The sequence below is a fragment of the Phenylobacterium sp. LH3H17 genome (genome assembly GCF_024298925.1).
GTDB lineage: Bacteria > Pseudomonadota > Alphaproteobacteria > Caulobacterales > Caulobacteraceae > Phenylobacterium.
The window spans coordinates 141,193-166,463 of the sequence record NZ_CP101283.1 but is presented as its reverse complement, the minus strand read 5'-3'; the positions used below and the strand labels follow the sequence as shown (position 1 = coordinate 166,463).

Sequence of the window (25,271 nt, the reverse complement as noted above, 5' to 3'; positions counted from 1 at the left end):
CCTGTTCCTATTCCAATACCGATTGTCCCATTTGGCTCACGCCAGACAGCAGACCGCCCATCAGGACGCCCAGCACGGCGCCGAGCAGGACAATGAGGGCCGGGCCGGCGATGCGCCCGAGGGTCTCGATCCGACGTAGAGCGGCGTCTTCCTCGAGCTTGCCGCCGCGCATCAGCAACTGCCCGACGGCGTTCGAAGCCTCGCCGACTGCTACAAGGCGCACGATTGCGGACGGGAAACCGGCGACGCCGGAGAGCGCGTTGGAGAGGTACTCACCCTGGCGCACGGCGTGGGCCACTGGTTCGAGCCTGCGCCGGGCGCCCTTGGACGACGAGGACCGGATAGCCAGACGCAGGGCCTCCCCGATCGGCGTCCCGGCCGCCAGCATGGTGCCGAGGGATGTGGCGAAGGATCCGAACACCAGGCCCGCGACCGTGCGACGCACGGGACCGTCCAGCAGCAGGCGCTCGATCGCCACGTCCAGCAGGCCCGCGACGCCCGCGACCCAGACCAGCGCCAGGCCGGCGGCGCCCAGCATCGCAATCACCAGGCCATGGGCGCGCAGGCCGTCGCTGGCGGCCATCATGACCGACAGGGCGAGCGGCGGTTCGGCGCCCATCTCAGTGGCCAGGGGCGCGATCGACGGCACGATGAACAGCAGGATCACCAGCAAGGCGCCAATGGCGCTCACCAGCACGAAGCCCGGATAGGCCATGACCGAGACCATTTGATCGCGCAGCTTGAGCCGGGAATAGATCACCTCGGCCGCCCGCTGTAGGCCGCCCGGCAGGTCTCCGGCCGCCTCGCCGGCTGCGACCATGGGCGCCACGAAGGCCTGGCGCTCTCCGAAGGCCTTAAGGAAGGCGCGCTCCAGGGATTCCCCGCCGGCGATATCGTCCGACAGCCGCGCGCTTAGGTCCTTGACGCCGGGGCGCTCGAACCGGGCCTCCAGGATGCCCAGGGCCGTGCGGATGTCGGCGCCGGCCTGGAGGAGATCGGCCAGGTTGGAGAGGAAGTCGGCGCACTCCCGGGGCCGCAGGCCCGCGGGCCTGGCCTTCGACGCCGCGGCCGCCGTCGCGCGCAGCGACAGCGGCGAGAGCCCGTCGCGCCGCAGCTGTTCGAAGGCGCTCGCATCGTCGAGGGCGATGACCGAACCCTTGACGCGGCGGCCGAAGGGGTCGATCGCCCGATAGAGGAACCGCCGCTCAGCCATGGAGCGCCGCGGCCACTTCCTCGAGCGTTGTCAGGCCACTCAGCGCCTTGTCGTAGCCGTCGTGCGCCATACCCCTCAGGCCGCCGGCCCGGGCGATCGCCTCGATCTCGGCGGCCGGCCGGTGCTCAGCCACGGCGCGCAGCAGGTCGTCGTTGGCCTGGAAGGCCTCGGCGATCGGGATCCTCCCGCGAAACCCCGTCGAGCGGCACTCCGGGCAGCCCACGGCATGGGCGAAACTCGCCGGCGGGGCCCGGCCCAACGCATGGGCGAAGAGGTGCTCGGGCTCGCTCGGCAGCTCGGGCGCCGCGCAGGCCTGGCAGAGCCGGCGCACGAGCCGCTGGGCGACCGCGCCTCGGAAGCCGGCGGCCAGCTGGTAGGGCTCCACGCCGATGTCGCGCAGGCGCGGCAACACCGCCAGCGCGTCATTGGCGTGGACGGAGGCCAGGACGAAGTGGCCGGTCATGGCGGCCTGCACGGCCACCGCCGCGGTCTCGGGATCGCGGATCTCGCCCACCAGGATGATGTCGGGGTCCTGGCGCAGGAACGAGCGCAGCGCCGAGGCGAAGGTGAGGCCAAGCTGGGCGGCGACCTGGGTCTGGGACACGTGGTCGAAGTGATATTCCACCGGGTCCTCGACGCTGAGGACCTTTTTGCCCGATCCGGCGAAGGTCTCGAGCAGGGCGTAGAGGGTCGTGGTCTTGCCGCTGCCGGTCGGGCCGGTGATCAGGAAGAGGCCGTGCGCCGCCCGGGCCGCGCGCCGCAACATCGCCGCGATGGTTTCGCTCAAGCCAAGGCTGTCGAGGTCTAGCGGCACGGCGGTGCGGTCGAGGATCCGCAGCACCGCCGACTCCCCGAAGACCGTCGGCGAGGTGGCCACGCGGACGTCAACCTGTTTGCCCTGGACCACGAAGGTGGTGCGCCCGTCCTGCGGCAGGCGGCGCTCGCCCAGGTTCAGGTTGGCGATCACCTTGACGCGGGAGACCGCAGGGGCGGCCAAATCGGCCGAGACCACCTGGTGGTCGATGAGCCGGCCGTCCACCCGCAAGCGCACCCGCAGGGCATGGCGTGTGGGCTCGAAGTGGATGTCGGAGGCGCCAGCGGCGATCGCGGCCTCGAACACCGAGGCCACCAGCCGGGCGCCCGATCCTTCCGTCGACCGGTCCTTGACGAGGTCGATCTCCCGCTCGAGCCGCCGCTCGTCGGGGGCCGGCGCCGTCGTGCCCGGCGCGCCATAGGCGTTGTCGAACGCCCGCTGCCACTCGGCCGGCCGCGCGGCCAGGATCCTGACATCGCATCCCGTGGCGAAGACCAGGCCCGAGAGCGCCTGGTCATCCAGCGGATCGCAGGCCGCGCAGGTGAGCGCCTTGGCCGCGCGGCGGAGCGGCAGCAGGCGCGCGCGGCGCAGGAAGTCGGTGGAGGCGCCCAGCCCGCTAAGATCGCCGGTCAGGGAGAGCTTGGCCGGCTCCCACACCTCGCAGCCGCAGACCTTGGCGTAGGCGCCCACAAGGTCGTCGTCGGAGAGACTGCCGAGCTGGTTCAGGACCTGCTCGATCGGCTGGCCGGTGCGTCCGGCGACCAGCTCGGCGCGGGCCAGCGCCGAGGCGTCCACGAGCCTTTCGGCCTGAAGGTGCTCCAGCACCGCCTCGCGCTTGGAGCGCCCGACGCTGGCGAAGACCGAGGTCAGGCTGTCATCGGCCACGGGGAGACCTCGCTCGCCACGCCGACACACCAGGCGCCAAGCGCGATGGCGGGGCCGAAGGGAATACGCCCCTCGGCGTCTCGACCGATCCGTCCGAGCAGGAGCCCGAAGCCGGCGGCCAAGGCCACCGCCCAGGGCGTCGCCGCGCCCAGCCAGAGGGCCAGCGCTCCAAGGAGCTTCACGTCGCCAAGGCCCAGGCCTGGGTCGGCGGCGAACCGGCCTCGAACGGCCCGCAGACCGAGCAGGATCGCCAGGGTCAAACCGGCGGCGGCCAGCCCTTCGAGGAGGCGGTCGGGCGACGCGGTCCAGGCGAGGGTCGCGCCGACGGCCGCCATGGCGACAGTCAGGCGGTCTGGCAGGCGCTGGGTGCGCCAGTCGATGGCGGCCGAGGCGATCAGCAGGAGCCCGAGGGCCGCGATCAGCAGGCCGCGTCGTGGGTCCTCGGCGAACATCGCGCTCACCAGGACCGCGCATCCGGCGACCTCGCCCACCACATGGATCGGGTCGATGGCCCCGCCGCAGCTCCGGCAGGCGCCAGCCTGGCGCAGGTAGGAGACAAGCGGCAAGGTCTCAGCGAAACCCAGGGGCGCGGCGCAACGGTCGCAGGCCGAACGGGCGGACCGAGCCGTCCCGGCGCGTTCGAAGCGGACCGCGCCGGTCACCGAGAAGCTTCCAAGCGCCAAGCCCGCCAGGCCCGCGACGACCAGGGCGGGGGCTGCCGGGGTCATGGGGCGGTGATGTCGCGGTCGAGGCCCGAGCCGTCAGCGCGACCGTCGGCGCCCAGGCTCTTCACCACGAAGCTCCGCCCCGCCTGCTCGCTCTTGTAGTCGACGTCGTTGCCCCAGGGATCGTCCAGCACCTTGCCGTCCTTGATGTAGGGGCCGGTCCAGCCGTCCACGTCGCCGGGCTGGTTGATCAGGGCGCGCAATCCCTCGGCCTCGGTCGGATACCGGCCGACGTCGGAGCGAAACATCTCCACGCCGGCGGCGATCGAATCCAACTGGAGCTTGGCGGTCTTGGCGCGGGCGCGGCCGAGCTGACCCACCAGGCCGGGGGTCAGGATCGCGGCGATCAGGCCGATGATCGCCATGACTACTAGGATTTCCGTCAGGGTGTAGCCCGCCTGGCCATCTAGCCGGCGGCGCTCAGTATTTCGGCGCATGTCCCCTCCCCCACATGACTCCGCGCCATCCGCCGCGCGACTGTCGCGGCCGGATGGCGAGCGTCTCCTGTAAATCTCACGATCCTGTCGTCGCGCCAACCCGTTGCGGTTGTGCCCCGCACACGCCAGACCTCGCCTACCCGCCAGTTGGGGAGATCGCGCTCGGCGCGGGGCTCGCCGGGCCCGGCGTAGGTGAAGGTCTTGGCCGTCCCAAAGGCGGAGATCATGCGCGGCGCGCAGGCCTGCCAGAGCGGCGCGGGATCGAGCTCGTCGATCTCCGTGGCCAGATCCTGCTCGTCGATCTGCGCCATCTTCGCCTTCAGCGCCGCGGGATCGGCCACGCCGAAGGCGGCGACAATCCCATCCGGCAGCTGGCTCGCCGCCTTGACGCCGAGCTTGCCGGCCTCCGGCTCGGCGAGCATCTCGACCCAGCCCACATCGGTGGAGAGGCTCCAGCCGAAGGGGCCCTCGTCGAGGCTACGCACGATGGCGGCGGCGGCCGCGAAATGGGCTCCGTCGAGCCCGTACTCGGCCTGGGTTCGCGCCATGTCGGCGCGTGCCAGGCGCAGGGCCGCGACGCTGCGCCCCACCAACGCCGCGGCGATCAAGGCGATCGCCAAGGCGAATACAAGGGCCGCGGGCGTCGCATAGCCGCTATTGCGGGGTGACGGTCGGGAGCAGCCCACGGGCCCTCAACTCGCGCATGTCGGAGGCCAAGTCCGTCATCGCCCGGTCGGCGTCGGCGGCGTCGGCGATGATGGTGGCGCTGAGCAGCACGATAAGTTCGCTGCGGCTCTGCTCGCGGCCCTCGCTGCGGAACAGGCTGCCCAGTACGGGAATGTCCTTCAGGCCCGGGACGCCGGCGTTGGAGCTGGACTTGTTGGTGCTGATCAGCCCGCCCAGCGCCACCGTCCCGCCGTTGCGCAGAATGAGCGCGCTCTCGAATCGCCGCTGCTGGATGGTGGGCGAGTCGATCCCCGACGTGCTGGTCTTGCTAACCGAGCTCACCTCCTGGGCGACCTCGAGCACCAGCTGGTTGTCGCCGCTGATCCGCGGCGTCACGGTCAGGATCACCCCGGTGCTGCGGTAGTCGACCGAACTGATCACCTGGGCGTCGGACGAATTGGTGCTCTGGGCCGACTGGGTGACAATTGGCACCTGATCGCCCACCTGCAGGCGGGCGGTGCGGTTGTCGAGGGCGATGATCTTCGGGGCCGAGATCACCTCGATGTTCGAGCGCGAACCCAGCGCCCGCACCGCGGCCTCGATGTTGTTGTTCAGGAAGGTGATGGAGAGGCCCGGGAAGGACGGCGCGACCACCCCGGTCTTGTTGTTCACCGCGCTGACCTGCAGGTCGTTGGAGAACACCGACCAGTCGACCCCGAACTGGAACTGTCGGCCCAGCGTCACCTCGATGATCGAGGCCTCGATCAGGATCTGGCGTTGCGGCCGGTCGATCTCGCCCAGGATCCGCTGCACCTGCACCCAGCGGGTGGGCGAGGCGAAGAACAGCAGCGCATTGCTCTCGCGATCAACCCCGATCCGCACCTCCTCATCGGTGTTGCCCGTTCCGGGCCCGGCCATCGCGAGCGCCATGACCGGCGCGCTAGTCGCGCCGGCGGCCGAGGACATCGGGGCGGAGGCGGTCGACGGGGTGAGGCTCTGTCCCGATGAGGTTCCCAGGAGGCCGCCGAGGGTCCGGGCCAGGGCCTCGGCGGAGGTGTGGCTCGGGCGATAGACCCAGAGCGTCGAGGAGACCTCTTTGCCCGGCGTGTCGAGCCGGGCCACCCATTTGGCGATCTCAGCCAGCGCTTCAGCCGAGCGCCCGAAGACGATGACCCCGTTCAACCGCTTGAGGGGCACAACGGTCACGCCGACCAGGCCCGCGCCCTGGACGATCCGCTCCAGCTCCCCCGCCACGGTCGTGGCCTGGGCCTGGGAAAGCTCGAACCACTGGATCCGGCTGTCCTGGAAGGCGCTCTGGTCGAAGATCTTCAGGGCGTCGAGGGCGGCGCGCAGCTGGGCGCCGGACCCGCCGAGCAGCAGCAGGCCCAGCTTGTCGTTGGCGTAGAGCACGGTGTCGGAGGCGGCGATGGCTTCCAGGGCCCGGGCGACCTCCGTCGGCTGGGCGTAGGCCAGCGGAATGGCCACCACCTCATAGCCGGCCAGACCGATGGCCCGTGGGTCCTGTCGGATCCCGGCGGTGGACTTGGCTTTGGCCTGCGGGGTGATCGCCAGCAGCTCGCCGTTTCGGACCATGGCGATGTTGTTGGCCGCCAGCACGGCTTCGAGGGCCGCGATCAGCTGCTCGCGGGTCAGTCGCTGCTCGATCCGGAAGGTGAGCCGGCCGGTGATGGTCGGGTCGATCGAATAGGCGACGCCCGCCTCGCCCAGCACCTCCTGGACCACCAGGGCGATCTCAGCGTTCTGGAAGGCGAAGGCGTAGGACTCCGCTGGGGGCCGCGCCTGGGCCAGGCTGGCCGGCGCAAGCCCGAACAGGCCCGCCATGAGACAGACCAGGCCCGCGATCGCCGCATGGGCGCTGTTACGCAAGATCACTAGGGCTGTTCTTTCGCGCTGGCGGGCGGGGGCGGCGACCGGAAGCCCGGAGGGATCCGATCGACGATGGTCGGAGAGACCTCGACGCTGTCGCTGGCGCTCGCGGCCGGCGCGCTGGAGGCCGACTGCTCGCCCAGTCCCAGTTCCTTGTCGCCGAGTTCGGTATCGAAAACCGCCTTGCTCGCGCTGACCGCGCGCAAGGTCACCCCGTCCTGCGACTCGCCGACACTCATCCACTGGGCGGCGGCCCCGTCGATGGACACCAGGGCCGCGGCGCGACGTCTGGACACCGACAGGCCGTCGACCCGGATCGCCGGCTCACGGACCGCGCCGGGCCCCACGGTGAGCGCGAAGATCGGCATGGCCAGCAGGCCCTCGCCGCGCGGCGTTTGCCGGAGCGTCGCCGAGGCCAGCGGCCGCAACGCCATCAGCTGCGCGGAGATGGGCGCGAGCCGGTCCAAGCTCGCGCTCGCCCCCCCAGCGGCCGACCAGGCGAGGAAGCCGGTCAGCAGGCCGATGGGCGCCGCCGCGCTAAGAAAGATCACTCGCCGCAAAACACGCGCCCCGAGAAAGCCAAGGTGACACTGGAGGTCTGCGAACTGAGATCGACGGTGTCGGCGAACACCATGGGCCGGTTGGCGGCCAGCCGGCGCAACAGCTCGATCGCGCCGTCGTAAGGCCCCGAGACCTCGAAGCGAAAGCGGATGGGAGTAACCTTGGACCTCGGATCCGCCGCTGGCTCGATCCGCACGTCGAGCGCTGTCAGGCCAAGCTGGCGCTCGCCCGCCAAGCTCGTGAGCTGCGCCCGCAGATCCTGGGCCTGACGAGCGGGTGTCCCCGCGCAAATCGTGCCTGGCTGCAGGGTCGCGGCCCCACGGCCCGGCCGCATCAGACGGGCGATCTCCGGAACCTGGGCCTCCAGGGCCCTGGCGCGGGTCTCGACGGCCTTGGGCGCGGCGATCGTCGCCAACAGCATTCCCAATCCAAGCGCGCAGCCGGCCACAGCCCCGGTCACGATGAAGGCGTCGCGCGCCGTCGGCGGTCCCTGCAGGATCACCGATCCGCTCCCAGGTCAGCGCCCCGGGCCGCCCGTGGTTCGACACCCCAAAGCCACACCCCCGGGCGAAGCTGGGCGCCGGAACGTTGCAAGGGGCGATCGCCAGCGATGAATGGCGGGGTCTGGCCGCGCGCCTCCACGGCGAGCAGGCCGTGATCCCAATGCAGGGCGGAGATCCGTGCGTCCGGCGCCTTGGACGCCGCGGCCCAGTCGAGATCGGCGAGCACCTCCTCGACGGGCCTGGAGCGCCCGATCTCGCCCCGAAGCCCGCGCGCCAGGGTGATCTGGTTTTGATGCGCCAGGGCCAGCTTGCGCTTGGCCAGGGCCAGTTGTTCGGCGGTTTCCAGCTTCGCCAGCGCCTGACTGCGCGCGCCGAGCGCCATCACCACGCCACCTCCCAGAACCGCTCCGCTCAGGACGATGGCCAGGGCCGCGATCGCGGCGAGCTTGACGCGATCAAGATCCTGCCGGCGCGCGCCGAAGGCGACCGTGATCGATTGGCCATCGACCTGGAGGGTAGTCTCGAAGGGCTCGCGATAGTCCTGACCGCGGATATAGAAGGCCGCGTATCGGGCGGGCCTGCCCGGCGACCAGCGATCGAGGCGCCTGAGTTGGACCAGCAGCTCGTCAATCGGCAGGGGTGAGCCATGCCGCGCGTCGAGCTGGGCGGCGCGCGACTGCTCCCACGGTAGGCCCGCGGGGACGGAGAAGGCCCGCACGAAGACCTGCGGCTGGACGGGCGCGGCGTCGTCCGCCGCTTCGACCGGCGTTGGCGCGTCACGCTCGGAGGCCAGCGAGATCATCGGCAGTCTCGCAGGACGGTGTCATAGGCGCACGGGGCCGGTTGCTCGAGCCAGAGCCGGGCGCTCAGGAGGATGGCCTCTCCCGAGCTCGAGGTGCGGATCAGCGAGATCGCCTTCAAAGATTGCCGCTCGGGCGCCTGGGGCGGCCAGATGTCCGACGCGCCGGCCGAGCCCTGGTAGACGAACCGGGCCTCTCCGGCGGCGCCGATGCCGATTTCCATTGGATCGCCGGACTGGGACTGGATGCGAAGCTGCTCGCCCGAACCGTCCCGGCGCAGGCTCACCTCGCAGGGATCGGGGGCCCCGCACGCGAACCGGAAGCCGTCCCCCGTCCCCACAAACCTGTCGGCCTCGTGCGAGCGAAAGGGCGCGCCGGCGAGCAGGAGATCGTCCACAAGATTCTGCGAGGCCCGGATTTCATGATCCTTCGCCACACCCTGGCTGGCCTGCAACTGCAGGCGTCCGATGACCTGCAGGCCAAGGCTCAGCCCTCCCATCGCCAGGCCGATGACGGCCAGCGCCGCGAGGGTCTCGGTGAGCGTGTAGCCGGCCTCGTTCATGGCTCTGGCGTCGCGGGACAGCTTTGGAGCGAGGCCATCTCATAGTGACGGCGGGTGTTCTGCCGCGTCAGTTCGACGGACCGGCGGCAGATCTCGATCGGACGTTCTCCGCCGGTGATCGACGTCTCGACCCGCCAAGCGAAGCCCTGGCTGACGCCGGTCTGCTCGCCCAATCGGTCAGGCGCCATCTCCATGAGATGGACCAGCAGTTGATGGGCCCGACGCAGATCTAGCGCCATCTCGCTGGCCTGGCCCGCGTTCCGCGCAGCGCCGAGCCCCTCGATCAGCACCATGGCGATGATCATCAGCCCGACCATGGCGTCGACGACAGCATAGCCGCCTTCGCTTCGGCGATCGGGCCGCAGACCGGTCCGCCGCCAAACCCGGGGGGCTCGGCGATCCACCGCGGACTTGACCCGTAAAACACGCACCCTGCGCCGCCCCCAAGCGTTGCCGTGCGAGCGATAACATATACATAGGGTTGCGCAACCTGCAGTGAGATCGGGGTCGGCATTCGCGTCGGGGGTCGTTGAGTCGTTCATGCCAACACGGCGCGCCCATCAGTCCCGTCGGAAGGGCCGCAGGCGATCTCGGCAAACCGCGATCCTGCTGACCTCGACCCTGCTTCATGCGGGCGTCTTCACGCTGATGTTCAGCGCGGCCAAAGGTGGCCTCGTCTCGGCGTCAAGCACCGCGGGCGGCGTGGCAGGGCCCACCATTAGCGTGGCGTTGGTCCGATTATATTCTCCGAGCCCGGTCATCGCGGAGCCGACCTCCGATCTCAGTCCCCTGGTGGCCCGGCTGCAAGCCACGGCCGAGAACGGCATCGCGATCCCGGTGAGCGCGCGCACAGACGATTTCCGCGGCCTTGCCGAGCGCCTGGCTGCGAACCAGGCCGCCAAGCCCGCGCCTACAGCCCCAGATCAACCCGGTGAGGATGCAAGACGGCCAGCCCCGCGCGCCCTCTCGGACGTCCTGGGCGAAGGGCGCGAGGGTCGCGAGAAAACCGACGGTGAGACGACAGGAAGCGCCTCGACCGGCGAGCTCTGGGGACGGGTCGCGCCCTGCTGGCGCAACATCGGGCGGCGCAACAAGGTCGCGGTGACGCTCCAGGTCTCGCTCGACACCCTCGGGCGGTTGCGCACGCCGCCGAAGGTTCTGCGCGCCTCGGCCGAAATTATAGACGAGCCGCGCCTGCAGTCCGAGGCCGGCGCGCTGGCGGCCCTGGCCGCCTGCCTGCCGCGCAATGAGGCACGGTTTGGAAACCAGGTGCACCGTCTCGAGTTTCCGGCGGCCCGGTAGTTAAAGAGTGGTGGCTTCGGCAGGATAGGCGATACGGTGAAATTCTCATTCGCTAGCGGGTCGCGATCTATCGCACCTCCCCTGGAAACACGGCCTTCGTCGAGAGCTGAAGGAATGCATCGATCACGTCGCGCGCCCGCGTCATCGGTTTCCATTCGCCCCTCTCCCACCGCGACCACGTTCCCTCATCCACGCCAACAAGAGCGGCCGCTCGCTTCACAGGAAGACCCCGCCGCCGCCGCTCCGCTTGTAGCGCCTCGCCTAACGTTGTTGGCTCTGGCCACGGCTCATACCCAAGGAAGCCGATGATCGCCGGATAGAAGCGGTCGAGCGGCTCGTAGTAGGCTTTCTCCCAATTCGTGTAGGTCCACTCGTTGACGCCCATGAGCCGTGCCGCCTCCACCTGCAACAAACCAAGCTCGCGCCGTCTGAGCCGGAGCCTCGCTGACAACGCCGTGTCCGCCTGGAGGGCGGTCAGGTCGGGCTTCAAACCCTTGAGGCGCACCGAAACGGGCATTCGCCAAAGTGCGACACACCCCTGCAAGTGCGGGATGGGCGGGACCGGCCGCGGCGCCTGCGGCCGGGCCCCGCGCTGCCAGACCGACTACCAGATGAAGGTCTCGGGCCCGTTCATGGACCGCATCGACCTGCAGATCGACGTGCCGCCGGTGAGCGCCGCCGACCTCGCCCTGCCCGCCCCGGCAGAGGGGACGGCCGAGGCCGCCGCCCGGGTGGCCGCCGCCCGCGCCCTGCAGGCCGAACGGGCCGGCGACGAGGGGGCCGCGCTCAACGCCCGCGCCGACGGTGACTTCCTCGAGAAGATCGCCGACCTCGATCCCCCGGCCCGGGCCCTGCTGGCCAAGGCCGCCGAGGCCGGCGGCCTGACCGCCCGCGGCTGGACCCGGACCCTGCGCCTGGCCCGCACCATTGCAGACCTCGACGGCTCCGGCGGCGTGCGCCGCGTCCATGTGGCCGAGGCGCTGGTCTATCGGCGCACGGTCGCGCCCGTCCTGGCCTGAAGGAAATTACGATGATCCGCGGAAGCTGCCTTTGCGGCGCGGTGCGCTTCGAGATCGCCGGCGAACCGCTGTCGTTGTCCTATTGCCACTGTTCGCGCTGCCGCAAGTCGGCCGGGGTCTTCGCCGCGGTGCTGATGGTCCGCGCCCGCGACTTCCGCCTGCTGTCCGGCGCCCAAGACATCCGCCGCTATGCCCCCGAGCCGCCGTTTCGCCACGTGCGCGGCTTCTGCGGAACCTGCGGCTCGCCCATCGGCGAGCCCTCCGACCAGCACGAGACCTTCCCGGTGGCGGCCTCGGCCCTGGACGACGATCCCGGCCTGCGCCCCGTGATCCACCTCAATGTCGCCTCCAAGCCGGCCTGGTACGAGATCACCGACGGGGTGAAGCAGATTCCGGGAAACTATGGGGTTGGCTGATCGGCGCGCATGCGGCGGCCCTCCAGCCATGCCCCCACCCCCAAGGCGGCTATCACCAGATAGCTCCAGATGACCAGGGCCTGTCGGTAGGGCATTGGGTTCACGCTGTGGTCGACCAGAATGGCGAGGTGGATGATCACCGCCAGGAGCTGGAATGCGCTGGCGAACAGCAGCCAGGTCCGGTCCGTGGTCAAGGTCAGCCAGACCAGCACTGCGAGCAGAGCCAGGTCGACAGCGAAGACGCCCCACTGGGGGTCGAACCAATTGCGTGAGTTCTGCGCCAACGGCGTGAGCGCCCATGCCAGAATACAGGCGCACGCCACGATCCATTCCGGGCGGCGTCCACGCCAGAATGCAAGGCCACAAACCAAGGCCATCACGACGAGCCAGATCTGTTGCGGGAGGTTCTGGAAATACAAGGTAAGGACCCCTGGTCGCCCAAGGGTCCCATTCTTCGCAGACGCGAGCCAGAGCTGAAAGCTCAGGCTGCGGTCTGACCCACCGTGCGGAGCCTGCGGCCGAGCGCCACCTGCGGGGGCTTTTCAGCGCCATCGCCGAACATCACCGCGCCCAGGCCGATCTGGGTCTTGGCGGCGTCCAGCTCCTTGTGGGTCTCGACGATGGCCCGCCGCGCGCTGGCGAGCGCGGCGATGGCCTCGCTGGCGCGTTCGACGGCGTCCTGGCCGATCAGGGCCGAGAGGCCAGCGTCGGCCCGAAGGCCCGGCATGACGCCCGCCAGGCGGGCGGTCTTGGCCAGGGCGACATCGATGGCGGCCTCGGCCTCGAACAGGCTGGCGGCGATCTGGTCGGCGATCATACGGCGTTGCTTGAGCATGAGTGTTCTCCTGCGCGCCGGTAGCCCCCCGGTGCGTTGGTGGAAGTTCCAGAATGTCGGTGGAGTCAGATCAGGTTTTGGAGGGCGTGGAGGCCGGCCAGCAGGGCCCCGAATGCGAGGGCCGAGACAATGGCGATGAGACCGACCAGGCCCAGGCGTATCGCGGGGCTTAGGTCATTTCGGCCGATCCCTCCTCCAACTCCGGCTGGAAGCTCTCGTCCAAGAGCGCCCAGCTGAGGCAGAGGATTTCCCGCAGCACCATTTCCGGCGGCTTGAAGCGGGCCATCTTGCGGGTGGCCGAAACCAGCTCCCGAGCCATGGCCTGCTTGGCCGGGGTGTCGACGAGGTCCGCCAGCTGCCGCTCCAGCTGGCCCCACGAAAAGCCGGGCGCCATCGGTTGGTCGTTCCGGTATTCCGGCCAGCGACGCTCGAAGGCCTCCACCTCCCGGCGCAGGCGCAGAGCCCGCTCGACGTCCGCCCGCCGGATCGCGGTGTCCGGCTCGCTCGGCAGCCCCGTCCGGATCGCCCTGACGTCCGCCAGCCTTCGCAACAACTCTCCCATACGCCCCATCTCCCTGTTCGGCGTCATGGAGCGGTAGCGGGGCCTCGTTGTCTGTCCTGATTGGATCATGTCCCGACGCGATGGGGACAACCGGGTCATGGTCGGCCAGGGCGCGCGCGGCGCTGTAGCGGTCGCCTACGCCCAACTTTCGCCGGGCGCGGTCGCAGTAGGTGTCGACCGAGGCCTTGGACATGCCAAGCTCGCGGGCGATCTGTTTGGAACTGAGATGACGGTCGACAAGCCGCAGGCAATCCCGCTCCCGGGGAGTGAGAAGCCCGACAAGGTCCTCGATCGTCTCTTGCGGCGCGCGCATAAGGTGAACAGGTTAGACACCCGCGCGAGAACGAGTCTACTCGCTATGGTTACGCTCTTGCGCCGTATATCGCCGCAGGGCGGCTGAGGAGGTCGCAACATGGCCCTCGACGACGCTGCCGGACCCGATCCCGTCGATATCGCCATCGGCGCGCGGATGCGCCTGCGGCGCAAGTCCCTGGGGATAAGCCAGGGGGCGCTTGCCGATCAGATCGGCGTGTCATTCCAGCAGGTGCAGAAGTACGAGCGCGGAGCCAACCGGGTCTCGGGCTCCACCCTGGTGGCGGTCGCCGCGGCGCTGGACACCACGGTCGGCTGGCTGGTCGGCGAGGAGGGCGCGATCTCCGACGCCGCCGACGACATCGTCCAGGCCCTGGCCGTATCCGGAGCGGTCGACCTGCTGGAAGCCTTCGTCGACATACCCAAGGCCTCGGCGCGGACGGCCCTGGTGGCCCTGGCGCGCGAGATGGCGGTCCCTCGCTCGTCCTGAGCGAGGTTTGACCCTCCATTAAGCGGCGGTCGTTAGGGTTGACGTCATGGCCCGCAAGACCCCACCCCGCGCCGCGAACGTCAGCGCCGAACAGCTCGCCTCCCTGAGCCACGAATTCCGCACGCCGCTGAACGGCGTGTTGGGCATGGCCCGGCTGTTGGAGGGCACCCGCCTGACCCAGGAGCAGCGCGCCTATGTGGCGGCGCTGCGCGATTCCGGCGAGCACCTGTTGGGCCTGGTCAACGACGTACTGGATTTCGCCCGCCTGGGCGCCGACAAGATCGAGCTGCAGCCGTCGACCTTCGAGGTCGAGGGCCTGCTGCGCTCGGTGTGCGAGCTGATGTCGCCGAGGGCGCGCGAAAAGGGGCTGGAGATCGCCTGGGCCGCTCCGGCCGGGATCGGCCAGGCCTTCGCCGATGAGGGCCGGCTGCGCCAGATCCTGCTGAATTTCGCGGGCAACGCCATCAAGTTCACGACGCAAGGCGGCGTGCTGGTCACCGTCGCCGAGGTGGGCGAACGCCTGCGCTTCACCGTGGCCGACACCGGCCCGGGTGTCACCGAGGCGGCCCGCGACAAGATCTTCGAGGCCTTCGAAATGGCCGACCCGTCGCACGACCTGCAACTGGGCGGGGCGGGCCTGGGCCTGGCCATCGCCCGCAAGCTGGCCAGCGCCATGCACGGCGCGGTCGGGGTCGAGACCTCGGCCCATGGGGGCGCGGCCTTCTGGTTCGAGGCGGACCTCGAACGCCTGCCGGCCACGCCTGAATTCGCCCTGCGCGGCCGCACCGTGGCCCTGGCCAGCGCCAATCCCGTCCTCGCCGAGTCGGCGCGGCGCCTGATCGAGGCCGGCGGCGGTGACGCCGTCGGCGCCACGAGCGTCGCGGCCCTGATCGCCCAGGCCGGCCCCGCCGATGTCCTCTTGCTGGACCACGCCCTCGCGGCGTCGGGCAAGACCCTGCCCCTGCCCGCCGGGCGCACGGCCATCGTGCTGCTCGCGCCGGAGGATCGCGGCCTGATCGACCGTTACCGCGCCGCGGGCTTCGCCGGCTACCTGATCAAGCCCCTGCGCCGGGGATCCCTGGCCGAGCGCGTGCTGGCCGCCGCCGGCCTGCGCGCGGGCGCCCATCGCGTCGAGGCGCCGGAAGAAGATGATCGCGTCGCCCCCGCCGCGGCGCCAGGCGCCCGCGTGCTGCTGGTCGAGGACAATCCCATCAACGCCCTGCTGGCCCGCACCCTGCTTCGCCGCGAAGGCTGCGCCGTCGACCAGGCCAGCGGCGGCGAGGAGGCGCTGGCGGCGCTCGCGGTCGGCGACTACGACCTGATCCTGATGGACATGCGCATGCCCGGCATGTCGGGCCTGCAGACCACCGAGCGGGCGCGGATCCTGGGGGTCAGGACTCCGGTCGTGGCGCTCACCGCCAACGCCTTCGAGGAGGACCGCCACGCCTGCCTGGCGGCCGGCATGGACGACTTCCTGGTCAAGCCGCTCTCTCCCGACGCCCTGCGCCGGGCGCTAGCCAAATGGACCGGGCGCGGCGACTGGACGGGAAAAGCGGAGCGGGCCAAGGTCCGCTGACGGCGGGGGCGGCCCCGCGCGCCGGGAACGCCTGTCCATGACCACCGAAAGCCAAGCCGCGCCGGCCCCCAAGCGTGGCGCCCTGCAGTCCCTGGCCGTCTATCTGGAGCGTCGCTCCCTGGTGATGCTGGCCCTGGGTTTCGCCTCGGGCCTGCCCAACCTGCTGATCTTCGACACCCTTTCGGCCTGGATGCGCGACGCCGGCCTCAGCCTTGAGACCATCGCCTTCCTCAGCCTGGCGACGCTGGCCTATTCCTTCAAGTTCCTCTGGGCGCCGCTGATCGACCGCACCAAGGTGCCGGGCCTGACCAAGTGGCTGGGCCATCGCCGCTCCTGGATGCTGGTGGCCCAGGCGGCGATCATGATCGGCCTCTGGCTGATGGCGGGCGGAAATCCGGCGACCAATCTGGGCCTGATCGCGCTCTTCGCGGTGGTGGTCGGCTTCGCCGGCGCGACCCAGGACATCGTCATCGACGCCTGGCGGATCGAGGCCGCGGGGCAGGAGAAGCAGGGCGTCATGGCGGCCGCCTATCAGTGGGGCTGGCGGCTGGCCAATGTGGCGGCCGGGGCCGCGGCCCTGGCCCTGGCCGAAGTGATCTCCTGGAACATGAGCTATGCGATCATGGCGCTCCTGATGCTGATCGGCGTCGCGGGCGTCCTGGGGGCGCCGCGCGAGGCCCAGCACGAGATCCGTCCGATCCACGCCGAGGACATCCCCTCGCGCCCGGCCTTCGAGATTCCCGAATGGTTCGCCCGCCTGGCGGTGCTGGTGTTCGGCGCCCTGGTGCTGGGCTCGGGGCTCTCGGGCAATGTAGCGATCATCACCGACGCCATGGCCCGCCTGGGTCAGACGGGCGCCGCCGAGGGCTTCAAGGCCGCCTGGGAGGCCAAGCCCTGGGGCGTCTTCGCACAGATCGCCGGGGTCGTCGTCGGCGGAACGATCATCTTCCTGGCCGCCTGCCCCGTGCCCGGGGTCCAGACCCGGCCGGGCCGCTATCTGGGCGTGGCCCTGGGCGAGCCGTTCCGCGAATTCTTCGCCCGGTTCGGGGGCCTGGCGGCGCTGATCCTGGCCACCATCTGCCTCTACCGGCTGTCGGACTTCGTGCTCAACATCATGAACCCGTTCTACCAGGACCTGGGCTTCTCGAAGATCGAGATCGCCGAGATCCGCAAGGTGTTCGGGATTCCCATGACCATGCTCGGCGTGGGCCTGGGCGGCTTCGCGGTGGTGCGGCTGGGCCTGCTGCGGGCCCTGGTGGTCGGCGCCTTCGCGGGTCCATTGAGCAACCTGGTGTTCGCCTGGCTGGCGACGCAGGGCGCCTCGATGAGCGCGCTGACCATCGCCATCGGAGTGGACAACATCGCCGGCGGCTTCTCCGGCACCTGCCTGATCGCCTACATGTCGAGCCTGACGTCGGCGGGCTTCACAGCGACCCAGTACGCCCTGTTCTCCTCGCTCTACTCTCTGCCGGGCAAGCTGGTGGCCTCGCAGTCGGGGCGGATCGTCGAGGGGGCGGCGGCCTCGGCCGACGCGGGCGGCGTCTTCGCCGCGCTCAAGGCCCTGTTCGCCGCCACCCCGGCCGAAGCCTATGCCGCGGCGGCGGCCAAGTCGGGGGTCACCGCCCAGGCGCTCGGCGCCGGCTATGTGGTCTTCTTCCTCTACTCGGCCCTGATCGGGGTGATCGGCGTGGTCCTGGCCTTCATGGTCGCGGCCAAGACCCCGAAGGATGAGACAGCTACCGACGCTGCGGCGGAGCCCGCGGTCTAGGTAGCCTGAGATGCTCCCCTTTTGGGGGAGCTGTCGGCAAAGCCGACTGAGGGGGACTTTGACTCGCCTTGGCGCGCTTCAACCCCCTCCGTCTCGTCGCGAAGAGGCGACGATCCACCTCCCCCAAACCGCGCTGCGCGCTAGGGGAGGATTTGGAGTTCTAGGTCTTCAGGCAGATCACCTGCGCCACGCGCAGGTCGCGGCGCAGGGTGTCGGCGACCCGGCCGTAGTTTTCGATGGTGATCGGCTCGCCCATGGCGAAACCCGCGGCCCGCTCGTGGGTGGCGACCAGCGCGCTGGTCACCGTCTCGGGCGCAGTGGTGTAGATCCGGCCCCGGCGGGGGGACTCGGCCACGGTGACGCCCACCACGCGGCCCGCGCGGTCCAGGGCCGGCGAGCCGGAAAGTCCAGCCAGGGAGCCCTTGAGATTGTCCGTGCGGCCGGTCTCGGCCCAGACCAGCACCGGCTCGGTGCGCGCGCCGCGACCGCGCACCACCAGGTTCTCACGGCCCAGCAGGCGCGAGGTGGCCTCCCCCGGCTGGCCCTGGGGGAAGCCCAGGTGATAGGCGCGGTCACCCCGGCGAAGCGGCTGGTCCAGACCCATGGGCAGGGGCGGCGCCCCGCCCTCGGTGGTGAGGATCGCGGCCTCGCCGCGCGGATCGATGCGCACCTTGGCCTCCACGCCGCGGCCCTCGGCCACCACGATGGCGGTTTGCGAACAGCCGTCGACCACGTGGCGAGCGGTGACCCAGACGCCCTTGTCGGCCACGGAGAAGGCGGTGCCCACCCCCGGTTCGGCCATGTCCGGCACGTCGACCACCACCGACGGATCGAACGGCGAGGCGGGACCCAGCGGCAGGCCCTCCTCCCCGGCCACCGGCGGCGGCGGCGGAGGGGCGTCGGCGCGTTCCTGGCGGCCCACGGCGCCGATCAGCAGCGCCAGCACCACCGCCAGATAGACCAACCAGTCGGGTAGCCGGGGGAAATGCACTGTCCTAGCCCGAGACCGCGGCGGCGATGATCACGGCGGTGGCCAGCTTGGCGCCGACCAGCAGGGCCGCGGCGGCGACCTCGCCCTCCTGGATCCGCTGGGGCAGGCCGCGCAGCAGCATGTCCACCAACCGGAAGACCAGCAACTGCAGCGCCACGGCCGCGGCGCCCCAGAGCGCGATCTCCAGCATGGAGGTGGAGCGCGCCAATGACGTGGCGAGCGGAATGGAGAGGCCGAGCAGCACACCGCCCAGCGACAGGGCGGCGGCGGAATTGCCGGCCCGGATCAGAGTGATCTCCTTGTGCGGCGTCAGCAGGATGTAGACGCCCGCGGCGAGGACCAGGATCAGCACCGTCACCGCGATATGCATCAGGGTGATCGGAAAGCCGGTTGCGAAGGCCTGGATTTCAGGGGACTGCAGGTCTGGCGGCATGGGGGCCCGTCAGCGAAAGTTAAGGTCGGGGCGAAGGGTTATCATGGTGGCGCTAGACCACAATGCCCTCAGCCTCCGGCGGCTCGACCGGGGCCTTGCGCCGGGCGCTGGCGCGGACCTTCTCGCTCTCCGACTTCAGCTGCCCGCAGGCCGCCAGGATGTCGCGGCCGCGCGGGGTGCGGATCGGCGAGGCGTAGCCGGCCTTGTTGAGGATCGCCGCGAACGTCTCGATCGCGCCCCAGCTCGAGCATTCGTAGTCCGTTCCCGGCCAGGGGTTGAACGGGATCAGGTTGATCTTGGCCGGCACGCCCTTGAGCAGCTTGAGCAGGGCGAGAGCCTCGGCCGGACTGTCGTTGACCCCCTTCAGCATGACGTATTCGAACGTCACCCGCCGGGCGTTGGACAGGCCCGGATAGGCGCGGATGCCGGCGATCAGCTGCTCGATCGGATACTTCTTGTTGAGCGGCACCAGGACGTCGCGCAGGGCGTCGTTGGTGGCGTGCAGCGAGATGGCCAGCATGGCCTGGGTGCGCTCGCCCAACTCGTGCAGCTCCGGGACCACGCCCGAGGTCGAGACGGTGATCCGCCGCCGCGAGATGGCGATGCCCTCTCCATCGGAGATGATGTCGATGGCGTCGGCCACATTGTCCAGATTGTAGAGCGGCTCGCCCATGCCCATGAAGACGATGTTGGAGAGCCGGCGGTCTTCCTTGGGCGAGGGCCATTCCGAAAGGTCGTCGCGGGCGACCTGGACCTGGGCGACGATCTCGGCGGCGGTCAGGTTGCGAACCAGGGCCTGGGTGCCGGTGTGGCAGAAGGTGCAGTTGAGCGTGCAGCCCACCTGGCTGGAGACGCAGAGCGCGCCGGATCGGCCGACATCGGGAATATAGACGGTCTCGACCTCGATCCCCGGGGCCATGCGGATCAGCCACTTGCGGGTGCCGTCCTTGGACACCTGGCGCTCGACGATCTCGGGCCGAGTCAGCGAGAAGGCCTCGGCGAGCGCCGCGCGGGTCTCCTTGGCGACGTCGGTCATCATGGCGAAGTCGGTGACGCCATAGTGGTGGATCCAGCGCCAGAGCTGGGTCGCCCGCATCTTGGCCTTTTCGGGCTTCACCACCTCGGCAGCCACCAGCGCCTCGGCGAGACCCTTGCGGGTCAGGCCGGAGAGGTTCGGCTTCACGGCCGTGGGCGCGGAGGATCCGCGCGAAAGATCAAGGGTGACGCCCAAGGGAAACTCGCTGTCTGGAAGCCTGCCAATATAGGCGAAGGCGGCCCTTCCACCAAATGAACCGCCCGCGACCTAGCCGCGCGGAGTCAATCAAACAAATGTTCGCCTGACCCTTCCGCGCCCCGCGCCCCTGCGCTAGCGTCCGCGCCAAATCCAAGATGACGCGGGAGACGACGATGAAAGCGGTGCTCAGCAAGGTTACGGGCGGACCCGAGACCCTGGTCTATGAGGACATCCCCGCGCCGGACGCGCCCAAGCCCGGCTTCGCCACCATCGACGTCAAGGCCGTGGGGATCAACTTCCCCGACGTGCTGATGATCGAGGACAAGTACCAGGCCAAGCCGCCGCGCCCCTTCGCCCCTGGTGGCGAACTCTCGGGCGTGATCTCCGCCGTCGGCGAAGGCGTGACCAATGTGAAGGTCGGCGACCGCGTCCTGGCGCAGATCGGTTCAGGCGGCATGGTCGAGCAGGTCAGCGCCCCGGCCGGCCGGCTGACCAAGATCCCCGACGCCATGCCCTACGACATCGCCGCGGCCTTCATCCTGACCTACGGCACCAGCTATCACGCGCTGAAGGACCGTGGTCACATCAAGCCCGGCGACACCCTGCTGGTGCTGGGCGCGGCCGGCGGCGTCGGCCTCTCGGCGGTGGAACTGGGCAAGGCCATGGGCGCCCGCGTGGTCGCCGCCTGCTCCACCCAGGAGAAGGTCGATCTGGCGATAAAGCACGGCGCCGACGCCGGGGTGGTCTATGGCCGCGGCCCCTTCGACAAGGATGGCCAGAAGGCGCTGGGCGCCCTGTTTAAGGAAGCCGGCGGCGCCGACGGTTTCGACCTGATCTATGACGCGGTGGGCGGCGACTATGCCGAGCCCGCCCTGCGCGCCATCGCCTGGGAAGGCCGCTACCTGGTGATCGGCTTCGCCGCCGGTGACATCCCGCGCATCCCCCTGAACCTCGCCCTCCTGAAGGGCTGCGACATCGTCGGCGTGTTCTGGGGCAACTGGACGGCGCGCAATCCCGGCCTCTTCCAGCAGAGCATCGAAGAGCTGCTGGAGCTCTACGCCAAAGGCAAGATCAAGCCCTACGTCTCCGAGAGCTTCCCGCTCGCCAAGGGCGCCGACGCGATCGCCCACCTCGGCAGCCGCAAGGCCATGGGCAAGGTCGTGGTGACGATCGACTGAGGTCCCCAGAGCCTCCCCCAACGCGCAGCGCGATTTGGGGGAGGTGGCGCGTCGCGCACTTCGGCGACGTGACGGCGGGGTTTCATCCCCGGCGGGAAGAGTCCGCCATTCGGCCGATAGCTCCCCCAGCGGGGGAGCATCTGGGGGTTGGCGCCAAGCCCGAACAGGGTCTTTCTCTCGACGCCGCGTCGATCCGGCTCTAGTTATCGCCGATCATATAAAGGGAGCGGGGCATGGCGGGTCGTCTGGACGGCAAGGTGGCGGTGATCACCGGGGCCGCGTCGGGGATTGGGCTGGGAACGGTCGAGCTGTTCGTGGCCGAGGGCGCGCGGGTCGTGGCCGCCGACATCCAGGACGAAAAAGGCGCCATGCTCGCCAGGCGCTTCCCCGGCAAGGTCGCCTACGCCCACTGCGACGTCACCGACGAGGGCCAGATCGAGGCCGCTCTGAAGCTGGCCAAGTCGGAATTCGGCGGGCTGGACATCCTGTTCAACAACGCCGGCATCTCCGACCGGATGACCTCGATCCCCGAGATCACCGCCGAGGGCTGGAGCTGGATCTTCGACGTCCTCGTCCGGGGCCCGGCGCTGGGCATGAAGCACGCCGTGCCGCTGATGCTGGAGCGCGGCGGCGGCTCGATCATCAACACCGCCTCGATCGCCGGACTGCAGGCCGGCTGGGGTCCCATCGCCTATTCCACGGCCAAGGCCGGGGTCGTCCACATGAGCCGGGTGGCGGCGGCCCAGCTCTCGCCGCAGAAGATCCGGGTCAACGCCATCTGCCCGGGCCTGATCGCCACCTCCATCTTCGGCGCCTCCATGGGCCTGCCGCGCGAGGTCGCCGACCAGATGGCCGCCCGCGTCGCGGAGGGCGCGGCCACGGTGCAGCCCGTGCCCAAGGCCGGCATGCCCGAAGACATCGCCCAGGCCGCGCTCTACCTGGCCTCCGACGCCTCGGCCTTCGTCTCGGGGACACACATCGTGGTCGACGGCGGGATCACCGTGGGCAGCCGCCACGCCTGGGATCAGAGCGCCGGCTCGCCCTTCGCCGCCATGTTCGGCGACCTGGCGCCGGCCCAGCCTTGAGCGGTGCGGCCTCCAGCTTGAGGCTCGCGCCCGGGGTCGACCCCGGCAAGCTGACGGCCGCCTTCGCCCGTTTCGGGCGCCTGCACCTGCCCGGCATATTGCCGCTCGCCCAGGCCCGGGCCGTGAGCACGGCGCTGGCGACCGCCACGCCTTGGCACAAGTCCATGCACATCGGCGGCAAGGCCTACGACTTCGCCCTGGAGACCCTGGCGGCCATGCCGGCGGACCGGCGCGCGGCCATGGACGCGGCCATGGTCGAGGGCGGCAAGGCCGGCTTCCAGTACCAGTTCGACGCCTGGCGGCTGTCGGACCTGATGGAGGCCGGCCAGCGCGCCGGCGGCCCCCTGGCGCCCCTGGAATCCGTCTACAGCCTGCTGAACAGCGAGGCCTTCCTCCAGTTCGTCCGCAAGCTGACGGGCGATCCGCGCCCGGCCTATGTTGACGCCCAGGCCACCCGCTACCGGGCCGGCGACTTCCTCGCCGCCCACGACGACGGCGTGGAGGGCAAGAACCGGCTCTACGCCTATGTGCTGAACTTCACCCCGGCCTGGCGCACCGACTGGGGCGGGCTGCTCGCCTTTTATGACCCCGACGGCCATGTGGCCGAGGCCTATGTCCCGACCTTCAATGCGCTGAACATCTTCCGAGTGCCCCAGCTGCACGCGGTGACCCAGGTGGCGAGCTACGCAGCCGGCGAGCGACTGTCGGTCACCGGATGGATCCGTGAGCGCTGAGCCCCGCGCCGCCCTGACCCCAAACGTCCACGGGGCCCTGTGGATGGTGGCCTCGGCGCTCGGCTTCACCGGCATGACCACGCTGATCAAGTTCCTGGGCGACGACTATCCGGCGGCGCTTCAGACCTTCTATCGCCAACTGGCGGGCTTCATCGTGCTCCTGCCGATCATCATCCGGCGCGGCCGCGGGGCCTATACGACCACCCGGCCGGGCATCCTGCTGTTCCGCTCGGCGGCGGGCACGGTGGGGATGATCCTCTCCTTCTACGCCTTCCAGAAGATGCCCCTGGCCGACGCCAATGCGCTGTCCTTCACCCGCACCCTCTGGCTGGTGCCGCTGGCGGCCCTGGTGGTGCGCGAGACCGTGGGGCCCCTGCGGATCGCCGCCGCGGTGGTCGGCTTCCTCGGGGTGCTGGTCATGCTGCGGCCGGGAGTGGACGGCACGTTCGCCATCGGCCTCCCGGCCCTGGCCATGCTGGCCTCGTCCTTCCTGTTCGCGCTCACCATCACCGGCATGAAGGTGATGACCCGCGACCATTCGCCCACCGTGCTGCTGGTCTGGGCCGCGACGCTCGGCCTGATCCTGGGCATACCCGGGGCGATCTTCACCTGGCGCTGGCCCGAACCCTTCGACCTGGTCCTGCTGGGGGCGATGGGCGTCCTGGGGACCATCACCCAGGGCTGCTACATCAAGGGCATGTCGATCGGCGACGCCGCGGCCATGGCGCCCATCGACTATATCCGACTGGTGTTCACGGTGATCGTCGGCGTCTCGCTGTTCCACGAGATCCCCAGCGTCTGGACCGTGGCCGGCGCGGCCCTGGTGGTGGCCTCGACCCTGCTCATCACCTGGCGCGAGCATCAGCTCAGCAAGGCCAGGCAGGCCGCCGTCGTCGTGAGCGAGGAGCCGCTCTAGTCGTCGTCGCGCTGCATCTGGTTCAGCAGGGCCTTGGCCTCGGCGCGATGGCGGGGCTTCAGGTTCTTACCCACCAGGGCCATGAGCGCGGCGAACACCGCGGCGTCATCGGTGAAGCCCACCACCGCCAGGACGTCGGGAATGGCGTCGGCCGGCAGGACGAAATAGGCGAGCGCCGCCATCATCATCGCCTTGGCCGTGCGCGGGGTCGCGGGGTCCTTGGCGCAGAACCACACCGAGAGCGCGTCCCCAGCGAAGGGGATCTTGGCCGCCGTGCGCCGGATCTTCGGCCAGAAGCCCTTGGCCACGCGCTGTTCATTGACCTGCACCACCGACGGGACCAGCGCCCGGGCGGGATCAAGCGTCTGCTTTGGGTCGAATGCGCCGCCGTTGACGTGGCGTGACGCTTTTGAGTCTGCGCTCATCGGGCTAAAGCCTCCGACATCAGTTTAGACGAGAACGGGAGCCAAGCGTCCATGAAACTCGATTCCTCCATCGCCGCGGTAGTCACCGGCGGCGCCTCGGGCCTCGGCGAAGCCACCGTGCGCCAACTCGCGGCCCACGGCGTCAAGGTCGCCATCTTCGACATGAACGAAGCCAAGGGCGAAGAAGTCGCAAAAGAAGTGGGCGGCGTGTTCTGCAAGTGCAACGTCACCTCCGACGACGAGGTCGACGCGGCCTTCGCCAAGGCCCGCGCGGCCCACGGCCAGGAGCGTATCCTGGTCAACTGCGCCGGCACCGGCAACGCGGCCAAGACCGCCGGCCGCGACAAGACCACCGGCGAGACCAAGCACTTCCCGCTCGACGCCTTCAACCTGATCATCCAGATCAACCTGGTGGGCACCTTCCGCTGCATCGCCAAGTCGGCCAAGGGCATGCTGGACCTGGAGCCGATCGACGGCGAGCGCGGGGCCATCGTCAACACCGCCTCGGTCGCGGCCGAGGACGGCCAGATGGGCCAGGCGGCCTATTCGGCGTCCAAGGGCGGCGTGGTCGGCATGACCCTGCCGATCGCCCGCGACCTGGCCAGCGAAGGCATCCGGGTGAACACCATCCTCCCCGGCATCTTCGACACCCCGCTGATGCGCGGCGCGCCGGAAGCGGTGAAACAGGCCCTGGCCAATTCCGTGCCCTTCCCCAAGCGCCTCGGCAACGCCGAGGACTACGCGTCCCTGGCGCTGGAGATGATCACCAACGGCTATTTCAACGGCGAGGACGTGCGCCTCGACGGAGCCATCCGGATGGCTCCGCGCTAAGGCATTCAGTCGGACCGGTCCGCGGGGCCGGTCCGCCTCATCCATGACGCGGCTTTACCTCCGCCCCGTTTCGGCCTTCCGTAGGCCGGAGTGCATTGTTGGGGGCGTTAG

29 protein-coding genes and 2 pseudogenes are annotated in these 25,271 nt (G+C 69.9%); 11 read left to right on the top strand and 20 right to left on the bottom strand.

The features are described 5' to 3' along the window. Positions 1 to 7 precede the first annotated feature (7 nt). Genes M9M90_RS00860 through M9M90_RS00810 form a run of 11 tightly spaced genes read right to left on the bottom strand, consistent with a single transcriptional unit; the run spans position 8 to position 9,457 of the window. Positions 8 to 1,213, bottom strand: a complete 1,206-nt coding sequence (locus M9M90_RS00860; protein WP_254835281.1) for a type II secretion system F family protein — start codon at positions 1,211 to 1,213, stop codon at positions 8 to 10. After that, a complete protein-coding gene (locus M9M90_RS00855; protein ID WP_254835280.1) occupies positions 1,206 to 2,912 on the bottom strand; it encodes a GspE/PulE family protein in 1,707 nt (568 codons plus the stop codon). Before M9M90_RS00855 ends, M9M90_RS00860 begins: the two co-directional genes overlap by 8 nt. After that, positions 2,894 to 3,640, bottom strand: coding sequence for an A24 family peptidase (locus tag M9M90_RS00850; RefSeq protein WP_254835279.1), 747 nt, complete (start codon positions 3,638 to 3,640; stop codon positions 2,894 to 2,896). The genes M9M90_RS00855 and M9M90_RS00850 overlap by 19 nt, the downstream gene beginning before the upstream one ends. Beyond that, on the bottom strand, positions 3,637 to 4,074 hold the full coding sequence (gene gspG, locus M9M90_RS00845; protein ID WP_254835278.1) for a type II secretion system major pseudopilin GspG: 438 nt from the start codon (positions 4,072 to 4,074) through the stop codon (positions 3,637 to 3,639). The genes M9M90_RS00850 and gspG overlap by 4 nt, the downstream gene beginning before the upstream one ends. Further along, a complete protein-coding gene (locus M9M90_RS00840; protein ID WP_254835277.1) occupies positions 4,044 to 4,694 on the bottom strand; it encodes a hypothetical protein in 651 nt (216 codons plus the stop codon). The genes gspG and M9M90_RS00840 overlap by 31 nt, the downstream gene beginning before the upstream one ends. 34 nt (positions 4,695 to 4,728) lie before the next feature. After that, positions 4,729 to 6,633, bottom strand: coding sequence for a type II secretion system secretin GspD (gene gspD / locus M9M90_RS00835; protein ID WP_254835276.1), 1,905 nt, complete (start codon positions 6,631 to 6,633; stop codon positions 4,729 to 4,731). After that, positions 6,633 to 7,178 carry a hypothetical protein gene (locus M9M90_RS00830; protein WP_254835275.1) on the bottom strand — a complete coding sequence of 182 codons (546 nt, stop codon included), beginning with the start codon at positions 7,176 to 7,178 and terminating at the stop codon, positions 6,633 to 6,635. Before M9M90_RS00830 ends, gspD begins: the two co-directional genes overlap by 1 nt. Continuing rightward, on the bottom strand, positions 7,175 to 7,690 hold the full coding sequence (locus M9M90_RS00825; protein WP_254835274.1) for a GspMb/PilO family protein: 516 nt from the start codon (positions 7,688 to 7,690) through the stop codon (positions 7,175 to 7,177). Before M9M90_RS00825 ends, M9M90_RS00830 begins: the two co-directional genes overlap by 4 nt. Next, a complete protein-coding gene (locus tag M9M90_RS00820; RefSeq protein ID WP_254835273.1) occupies positions 7,687 to 8,493 on the bottom strand; it encodes a hypothetical protein in 807 nt (268 codons plus the stop codon). Before M9M90_RS00820 ends, M9M90_RS00825 begins: the two co-directional genes overlap by 4 nt. Continuing rightward, positions 8,490 to 9,053, bottom strand: a complete 564-nt coding sequence (locus M9M90_RS00815; RefSeq protein ID WP_254835272.1) for a prepilin-type N-terminal cleavage/methylation domain-containing protein — start codon at positions 9,051 to 9,053, stop codon at positions 8,490 to 8,492. Before M9M90_RS00815 ends, M9M90_RS00820 begins: the two co-directional genes overlap by 4 nt. Beyond that, positions 9,050 to 9,457: a hypothetical protein gene (locus M9M90_RS00810; RefSeq protein ID WP_254835271.1), complete on the bottom strand. Its 408-nt coding sequence runs from the start codon at positions 9,455 to 9,457 to the stop codon at positions 9,050 to 9,052. Before M9M90_RS00810 ends, M9M90_RS00815 begins: the two co-directional genes overlap by 4 nt. Positions 9,458 to 9,593: 136 nt before the next feature. Here M9M90_RS00810 and M9M90_RS00805 point away from each other — a divergent pair, with 136 nt between their 5' ends. After that, a complete protein-coding gene (locus M9M90_RS00805; RefSeq protein WP_254835270.1) occupies positions 9,594 to 10,355 on the top strand; it encodes a hypothetical protein in 762 nt (253 codons plus the stop codon). A gap of 67 nt (positions 10,356 to 10,422) precedes the next feature. On the opposite strand, the gene M9M90_RS00800 is transcribed toward M9M90_RS00805, so the two are convergent. Beyond that, the gene (locus tag M9M90_RS00800; RefSeq protein ID WP_254835269.1) at positions 10,423 to 10,872 is read right to left on the bottom strand and encodes a helix-turn-helix domain-containing protein; all 450 of its coding nucleotides are present in this window, start codon (positions 10,870 to 10,872) and stop codon (positions 10,423 to 10,425) included. Positions 10,873 to 10,879: 7 nt separating this feature from the next. Here M9M90_RS00800 and M9M90_RS00795 point away from each other — a divergent pair. After that, positions 10,880 to 11,374 (top strand): annotated as a pseudogene (locus tag M9M90_RS00795) (ATP-binding protein); the annotation flags it as partial. An 11-nt stretch (positions 11,375 to 11,385) separates the two neighbouring features. After that, positions 11,386 to 11,790 carry a GFA family protein gene (locus tag M9M90_RS00790; protein ID WP_254835268.1) on the top strand — a complete coding sequence of 135 codons (405 nt, stop codon included), beginning with the start codon at positions 11,386 to 11,388 and terminating at the stop codon, positions 11,788 to 11,790. On the opposite strand, the gene M9M90_RS00785 is transcribed toward M9M90_RS00790, so the two are convergent. The 4 genes and pseudogenes from M9M90_RS00785 to M9M90_RS21225 form a co-directional block, all read right to left on the bottom strand. Continuing rightward, positions 11,775 to 12,209, bottom strand: coding sequence for a hypothetical protein (locus tag M9M90_RS00785; protein ID WP_254835267.1), 435 nt, complete (start codon positions 12,207 to 12,209; stop codon positions 11,775 to 11,777). The two genes, M9M90_RS00790 and M9M90_RS00785, sit on opposite strands and share 16 nt — an antisense overlap. Positions 12,210 to 12,271: 62 nt before the next feature. Next, positions 12,272 to 12,625 carry a hypothetical protein gene (locus tag M9M90_RS00780; RefSeq protein ID WP_254835266.1) on the bottom strand — a complete coding sequence of 118 codons (354 nt, stop codon included), beginning with the start codon at positions 12,623 to 12,625 and terminating at the stop codon, positions 12,272 to 12,274. A 169-nt stretch (positions 12,626 to 12,794) separates the two neighbouring features. Next, positions 12,795 to 13,187 (bottom strand): hypothetical protein, encoded by a 393-nt coding sequence (locus M9M90_RS00775; RefSeq protein WP_254835265.1) that lies wholly within the window; start codon positions 13,185 to 13,187, stop codon positions 12,795 to 12,797. A gap of 124 nt (positions 13,188 to 13,311) precedes the next feature. Beyond that, positions 13,312 to 13,500 (bottom strand): annotated as a pseudogene (locus M9M90_RS21225) (response regulator transcription factor); the annotation flags it as partial. A gap of 99 nt (positions 13,501 to 13,599) precedes the next feature. Between M9M90_RS21225 and M9M90_RS00770 the strand changes: the two are divergent. The 3 genes from M9M90_RS00770 to M9M90_RS00760 are packed head-to-tail and all read left to right on the top strand — an operon-like array spanning position 13,600 to position 17,333. Beyond that, positions 13,600 to 13,989, top strand: coding sequence for a helix-turn-helix domain-containing protein (locus M9M90_RS00770; protein ID WP_254835264.1), 390 nt, complete (start codon positions 13,600 to 13,602; stop codon positions 13,987 to 13,989). A 46-nt stretch (positions 13,990 to 14,035) separates the two neighbouring features. Continuing rightward, the gene (locus tag M9M90_RS00765; RefSeq protein ID WP_254835263.1) at positions 14,036 to 15,565 is read left to right on the top strand and encodes a response regulator; all 1,530 of its coding nucleotides are present in this window, start codon (positions 14,036 to 14,038) and stop codon (positions 15,563 to 15,565) included. A gap of 37 nt (positions 15,566 to 15,602) precedes the next feature. Then, a complete protein-coding gene (locus M9M90_RS00760) occupies positions 15,603 to 17,333 on the top strand; it encodes an MFS transporter (RefSeq protein WP_254835262.1) in 1,731 nt (576 codons plus the stop codon). A 160-nt stretch (positions 17,334 to 17,493) separates the two neighbouring features. Here the strand turns inward: M9M90_RS00760 and M9M90_RS00755 are convergent, their stop codons facing one another. The 3 genes from M9M90_RS00755 to rlmN are packed head-to-tail and all read right to left on the bottom strand — an operon-like array spanning position 17,494 to position 19,988. After that, complete coding sequence (locus M9M90_RS00755; RefSeq protein ID WP_254835261.1) at positions 17,494 to 18,324, bottom strand: serine protease; 831 nt, start codon at positions 18,322 to 18,324, stop codon at positions 17,494 to 17,496. A 4-nt stretch (positions 18,325 to 18,328) separates the two neighbouring features. Continuing rightward, positions 18,329 to 18,757: a DUF350 domain-containing protein gene (locus tag M9M90_RS00750; protein WP_254835260.1), complete on the bottom strand. Its 429-nt coding sequence runs from the start codon at positions 18,755 to 18,757 to the stop codon at positions 18,329 to 18,331. A gap of 52 nt (positions 18,758 to 18,809) precedes the next feature. Then, the gene (gene rlmN, locus M9M90_RS00745) at positions 18,810 to 19,988 is read right to left on the bottom strand and encodes a 23S rRNA (adenine(2503)-C(2))-methyltransferase RlmN (protein WP_254835259.1); all 1,179 of its coding nucleotides are present in this window, start codon (positions 19,986 to 19,988) and stop codon (positions 18,810 to 18,812) included. Positions 19,989 to 20,164: 176 nt separating this feature from the next. Between rlmN and M9M90_RS00740 the strand changes: the two genes are divergently transcribed. The 4 genes from M9M90_RS00740 to M9M90_RS00725 all read left to right on the top strand — a co-directional run bounded on the left by M9M90_RS00740 (position 20,165) and on the right by M9M90_RS00725 (position 23,904). Continuing rightward, entirely contained in the window at positions 20,165 to 21,169 is a 1,005-nt protein-coding gene (locus M9M90_RS00740) for an NADPH:quinone oxidoreductase family protein (RefSeq protein ID WP_254835258.1), read from the top strand. Positions 21,170 to 21,402: 233 nt separating this feature from the next. Further along, positions 21,403 to 22,254 (top strand): SDR family NAD(P)-dependent oxidoreductase, encoded by an 852-nt coding sequence (locus M9M90_RS00735; RefSeq protein WP_254835257.1) that lies wholly within the window; start codon positions 21,403 to 21,405, stop codon positions 22,252 to 22,254. 17 nt (positions 22,255 to 22,271) lie between these two features. Further along, positions 22,272 to 22,988, top strand: a complete 717-nt coding sequence (locus M9M90_RS00730; RefSeq protein WP_254835256.1) for a 2OG-Fe(II) oxygenase family protein — start codon at positions 22,272 to 22,274, stop codon at positions 22,986 to 22,988. Between the two features lie 43 nt (positions 22,989 to 23,031). Then, positions 23,032 to 23,904 (top strand): DMT family transporter, encoded by an 873-nt coding sequence (locus M9M90_RS00725; RefSeq protein ID WP_254837190.1) that lies wholly within the window; start codon positions 23,032 to 23,034, stop codon positions 23,902 to 23,904. On the opposite strand, the gene M9M90_RS00720 is transcribed toward M9M90_RS00725, so the two are convergent. Continuing rightward, on the bottom strand, positions 23,901 to 24,329 hold the full coding sequence (locus M9M90_RS00720) for a YkvA family protein (protein WP_254835255.1): 429 nt from the start codon (positions 24,327 to 24,329) through the stop codon (positions 23,901 to 23,903). The two genes, M9M90_RS00725 and M9M90_RS00720, sit on opposite strands and share 4 nt — an antisense overlap. A gap of 51 nt (positions 24,330 to 24,380) precedes the next feature. Between M9M90_RS00720 and M9M90_RS00715 the strand changes: the two genes are divergently transcribed. Next, a complete protein-coding gene (locus M9M90_RS00715) occupies positions 24,381 to 25,160 on the top strand; it encodes an SDR family NAD(P)-dependent oxidoreductase (RefSeq protein WP_254835254.1) in 780 nt (259 codons plus the stop codon). Positions 25,161 to 25,271: the final 111 nt, after the last annotated feature.

Bases quoted from the DNA above. Each gene is read 5' to 3' on its own strand.
- M9M90_RS00815 (WP_254835272.1), bottom strand. From the start codon at position 9,053: ATGAACGAGGCCGGCTACACGCTCACCGAGACCCTCGCGGCGCTGGCC.
- M9M90_RS00775 (WP_254835265.1), bottom strand. From the start codon at position 13,187: ATGGGAGAGTTGTTGCGAAGGCTGGCGGACGTCAGGGCGATCCGGACG.
- M9M90_RS00715 (WP_254835254.1), top strand. From the start codon at position 24,381: ATGAAACTCGATTCCTCCATCGCCGCGGTAGTCACCGGCGGCGCCTCG.
- M9M90_RS00850 (WP_254835279.1), bottom strand. From the start codon at position 3,640: ATGACCCCGGCAGCCCCCGCCCTGGTCGTCGCGGGCCTGGCGGGCTTG.
- M9M90_RS00805 (WP_254835270.1), top strand. From the start codon at position 9,594: ATGCCAACACGGCGCGCCCATCAGTCCCGTCGGAAGGGCCGCAGGCGA.
- M9M90_RS00820 (WP_254835273.1), bottom strand. From the start codon at position 8,493: ATGATCTCGCTGGCCTCCGAGCGTGACGCGCCAACGCCGGTCGAAGCG.
- M9M90_RS00780 (WP_254835266.1), bottom strand. From the start codon at position 12,625: ATGCTCAAGCAACGCCGTATGATCGCCGACCAGATCGCCGCCAGCCTG.
- M9M90_RS00800 (WP_254835269.1), bottom strand. From the start codon at position 10,872: ATGCCCGTTTCGGTGCGCCTCAAGGGTTTGAAGCCCGACCTGACCGCC.
- M9M90_RS00790 (WP_254835268.1), top strand. From the start codon at position 11,386: ATGATCCGCGGAAGCTGCCTTTGCGGCGCGGTGCGCTTCGAGATCGCC.
- M9M90_RS00740 (WP_254835258.1), top strand. From the start codon at position 20,165: ATGAAAGCGGTGCTCAGCAAGGTTACGGGCGGACCCGAGACCCTGGTC.
- M9M90_RS00770 (WP_254835264.1), top strand. From the start codon at position 13,600: ATGGCCCTCGACGACGCTGCCGGACCCGATCCCGTCGATATCGCCATC.
- M9M90_RS00765 (WP_254835263.1), top strand. From the start codon at position 14,036: ATGGCCCGCAAGACCCCACCCCGCGCCGCGAACGTCAGCGCCGAACAG.
- M9M90_RS00720 (WP_254835255.1), bottom strand. From the start codon at position 24,329: ATGAGCGCAGACTCAAAAGCGTCACGCCACGTCAACGGCGGCGCATTC.
- M9M90_RS00760 (WP_254835262.1), top strand. From the start codon at position 15,603: ATGACCACCGAAAGCCAAGCCGCGCCGGCCCCCAAGCGTGGCGCCCTG.
- M9M90_RS00725 (WP_254837190.1), top strand. From the start codon at position 23,032: ATGGTGGCCTCGGCGCTCGGCTTCACCGGCATGACCACGCTGATCAAG.
- M9M90_RS00735 (WP_254835257.1), top strand. From the start codon at position 21,403: ATGGCGGGTCGTCTGGACGGCAAGGTGGCGGTGATCACCGGGGCCGCG.
- M9M90_RS00860 (WP_254835281.1), bottom strand. From the start codon at position 1,213: ATGGCTGAGCGGCGGTTCCTCTATCGGGCGATCGACCCCTTCGGCCGC.
- gspG (WP_254835278.1), bottom strand. From the start codon at position 4,074: ATGCGCCGAAATACTGAGCGCCGCCGGCTAGATGGCCAGGCGGGCTAC.
- M9M90_RS00750 (WP_254835260.1), bottom strand. From the start codon at position 18,757: ATGCCGCCAGACCTGCAGTCCCCTGAAATCCAGGCCTTCGCAACCGGC.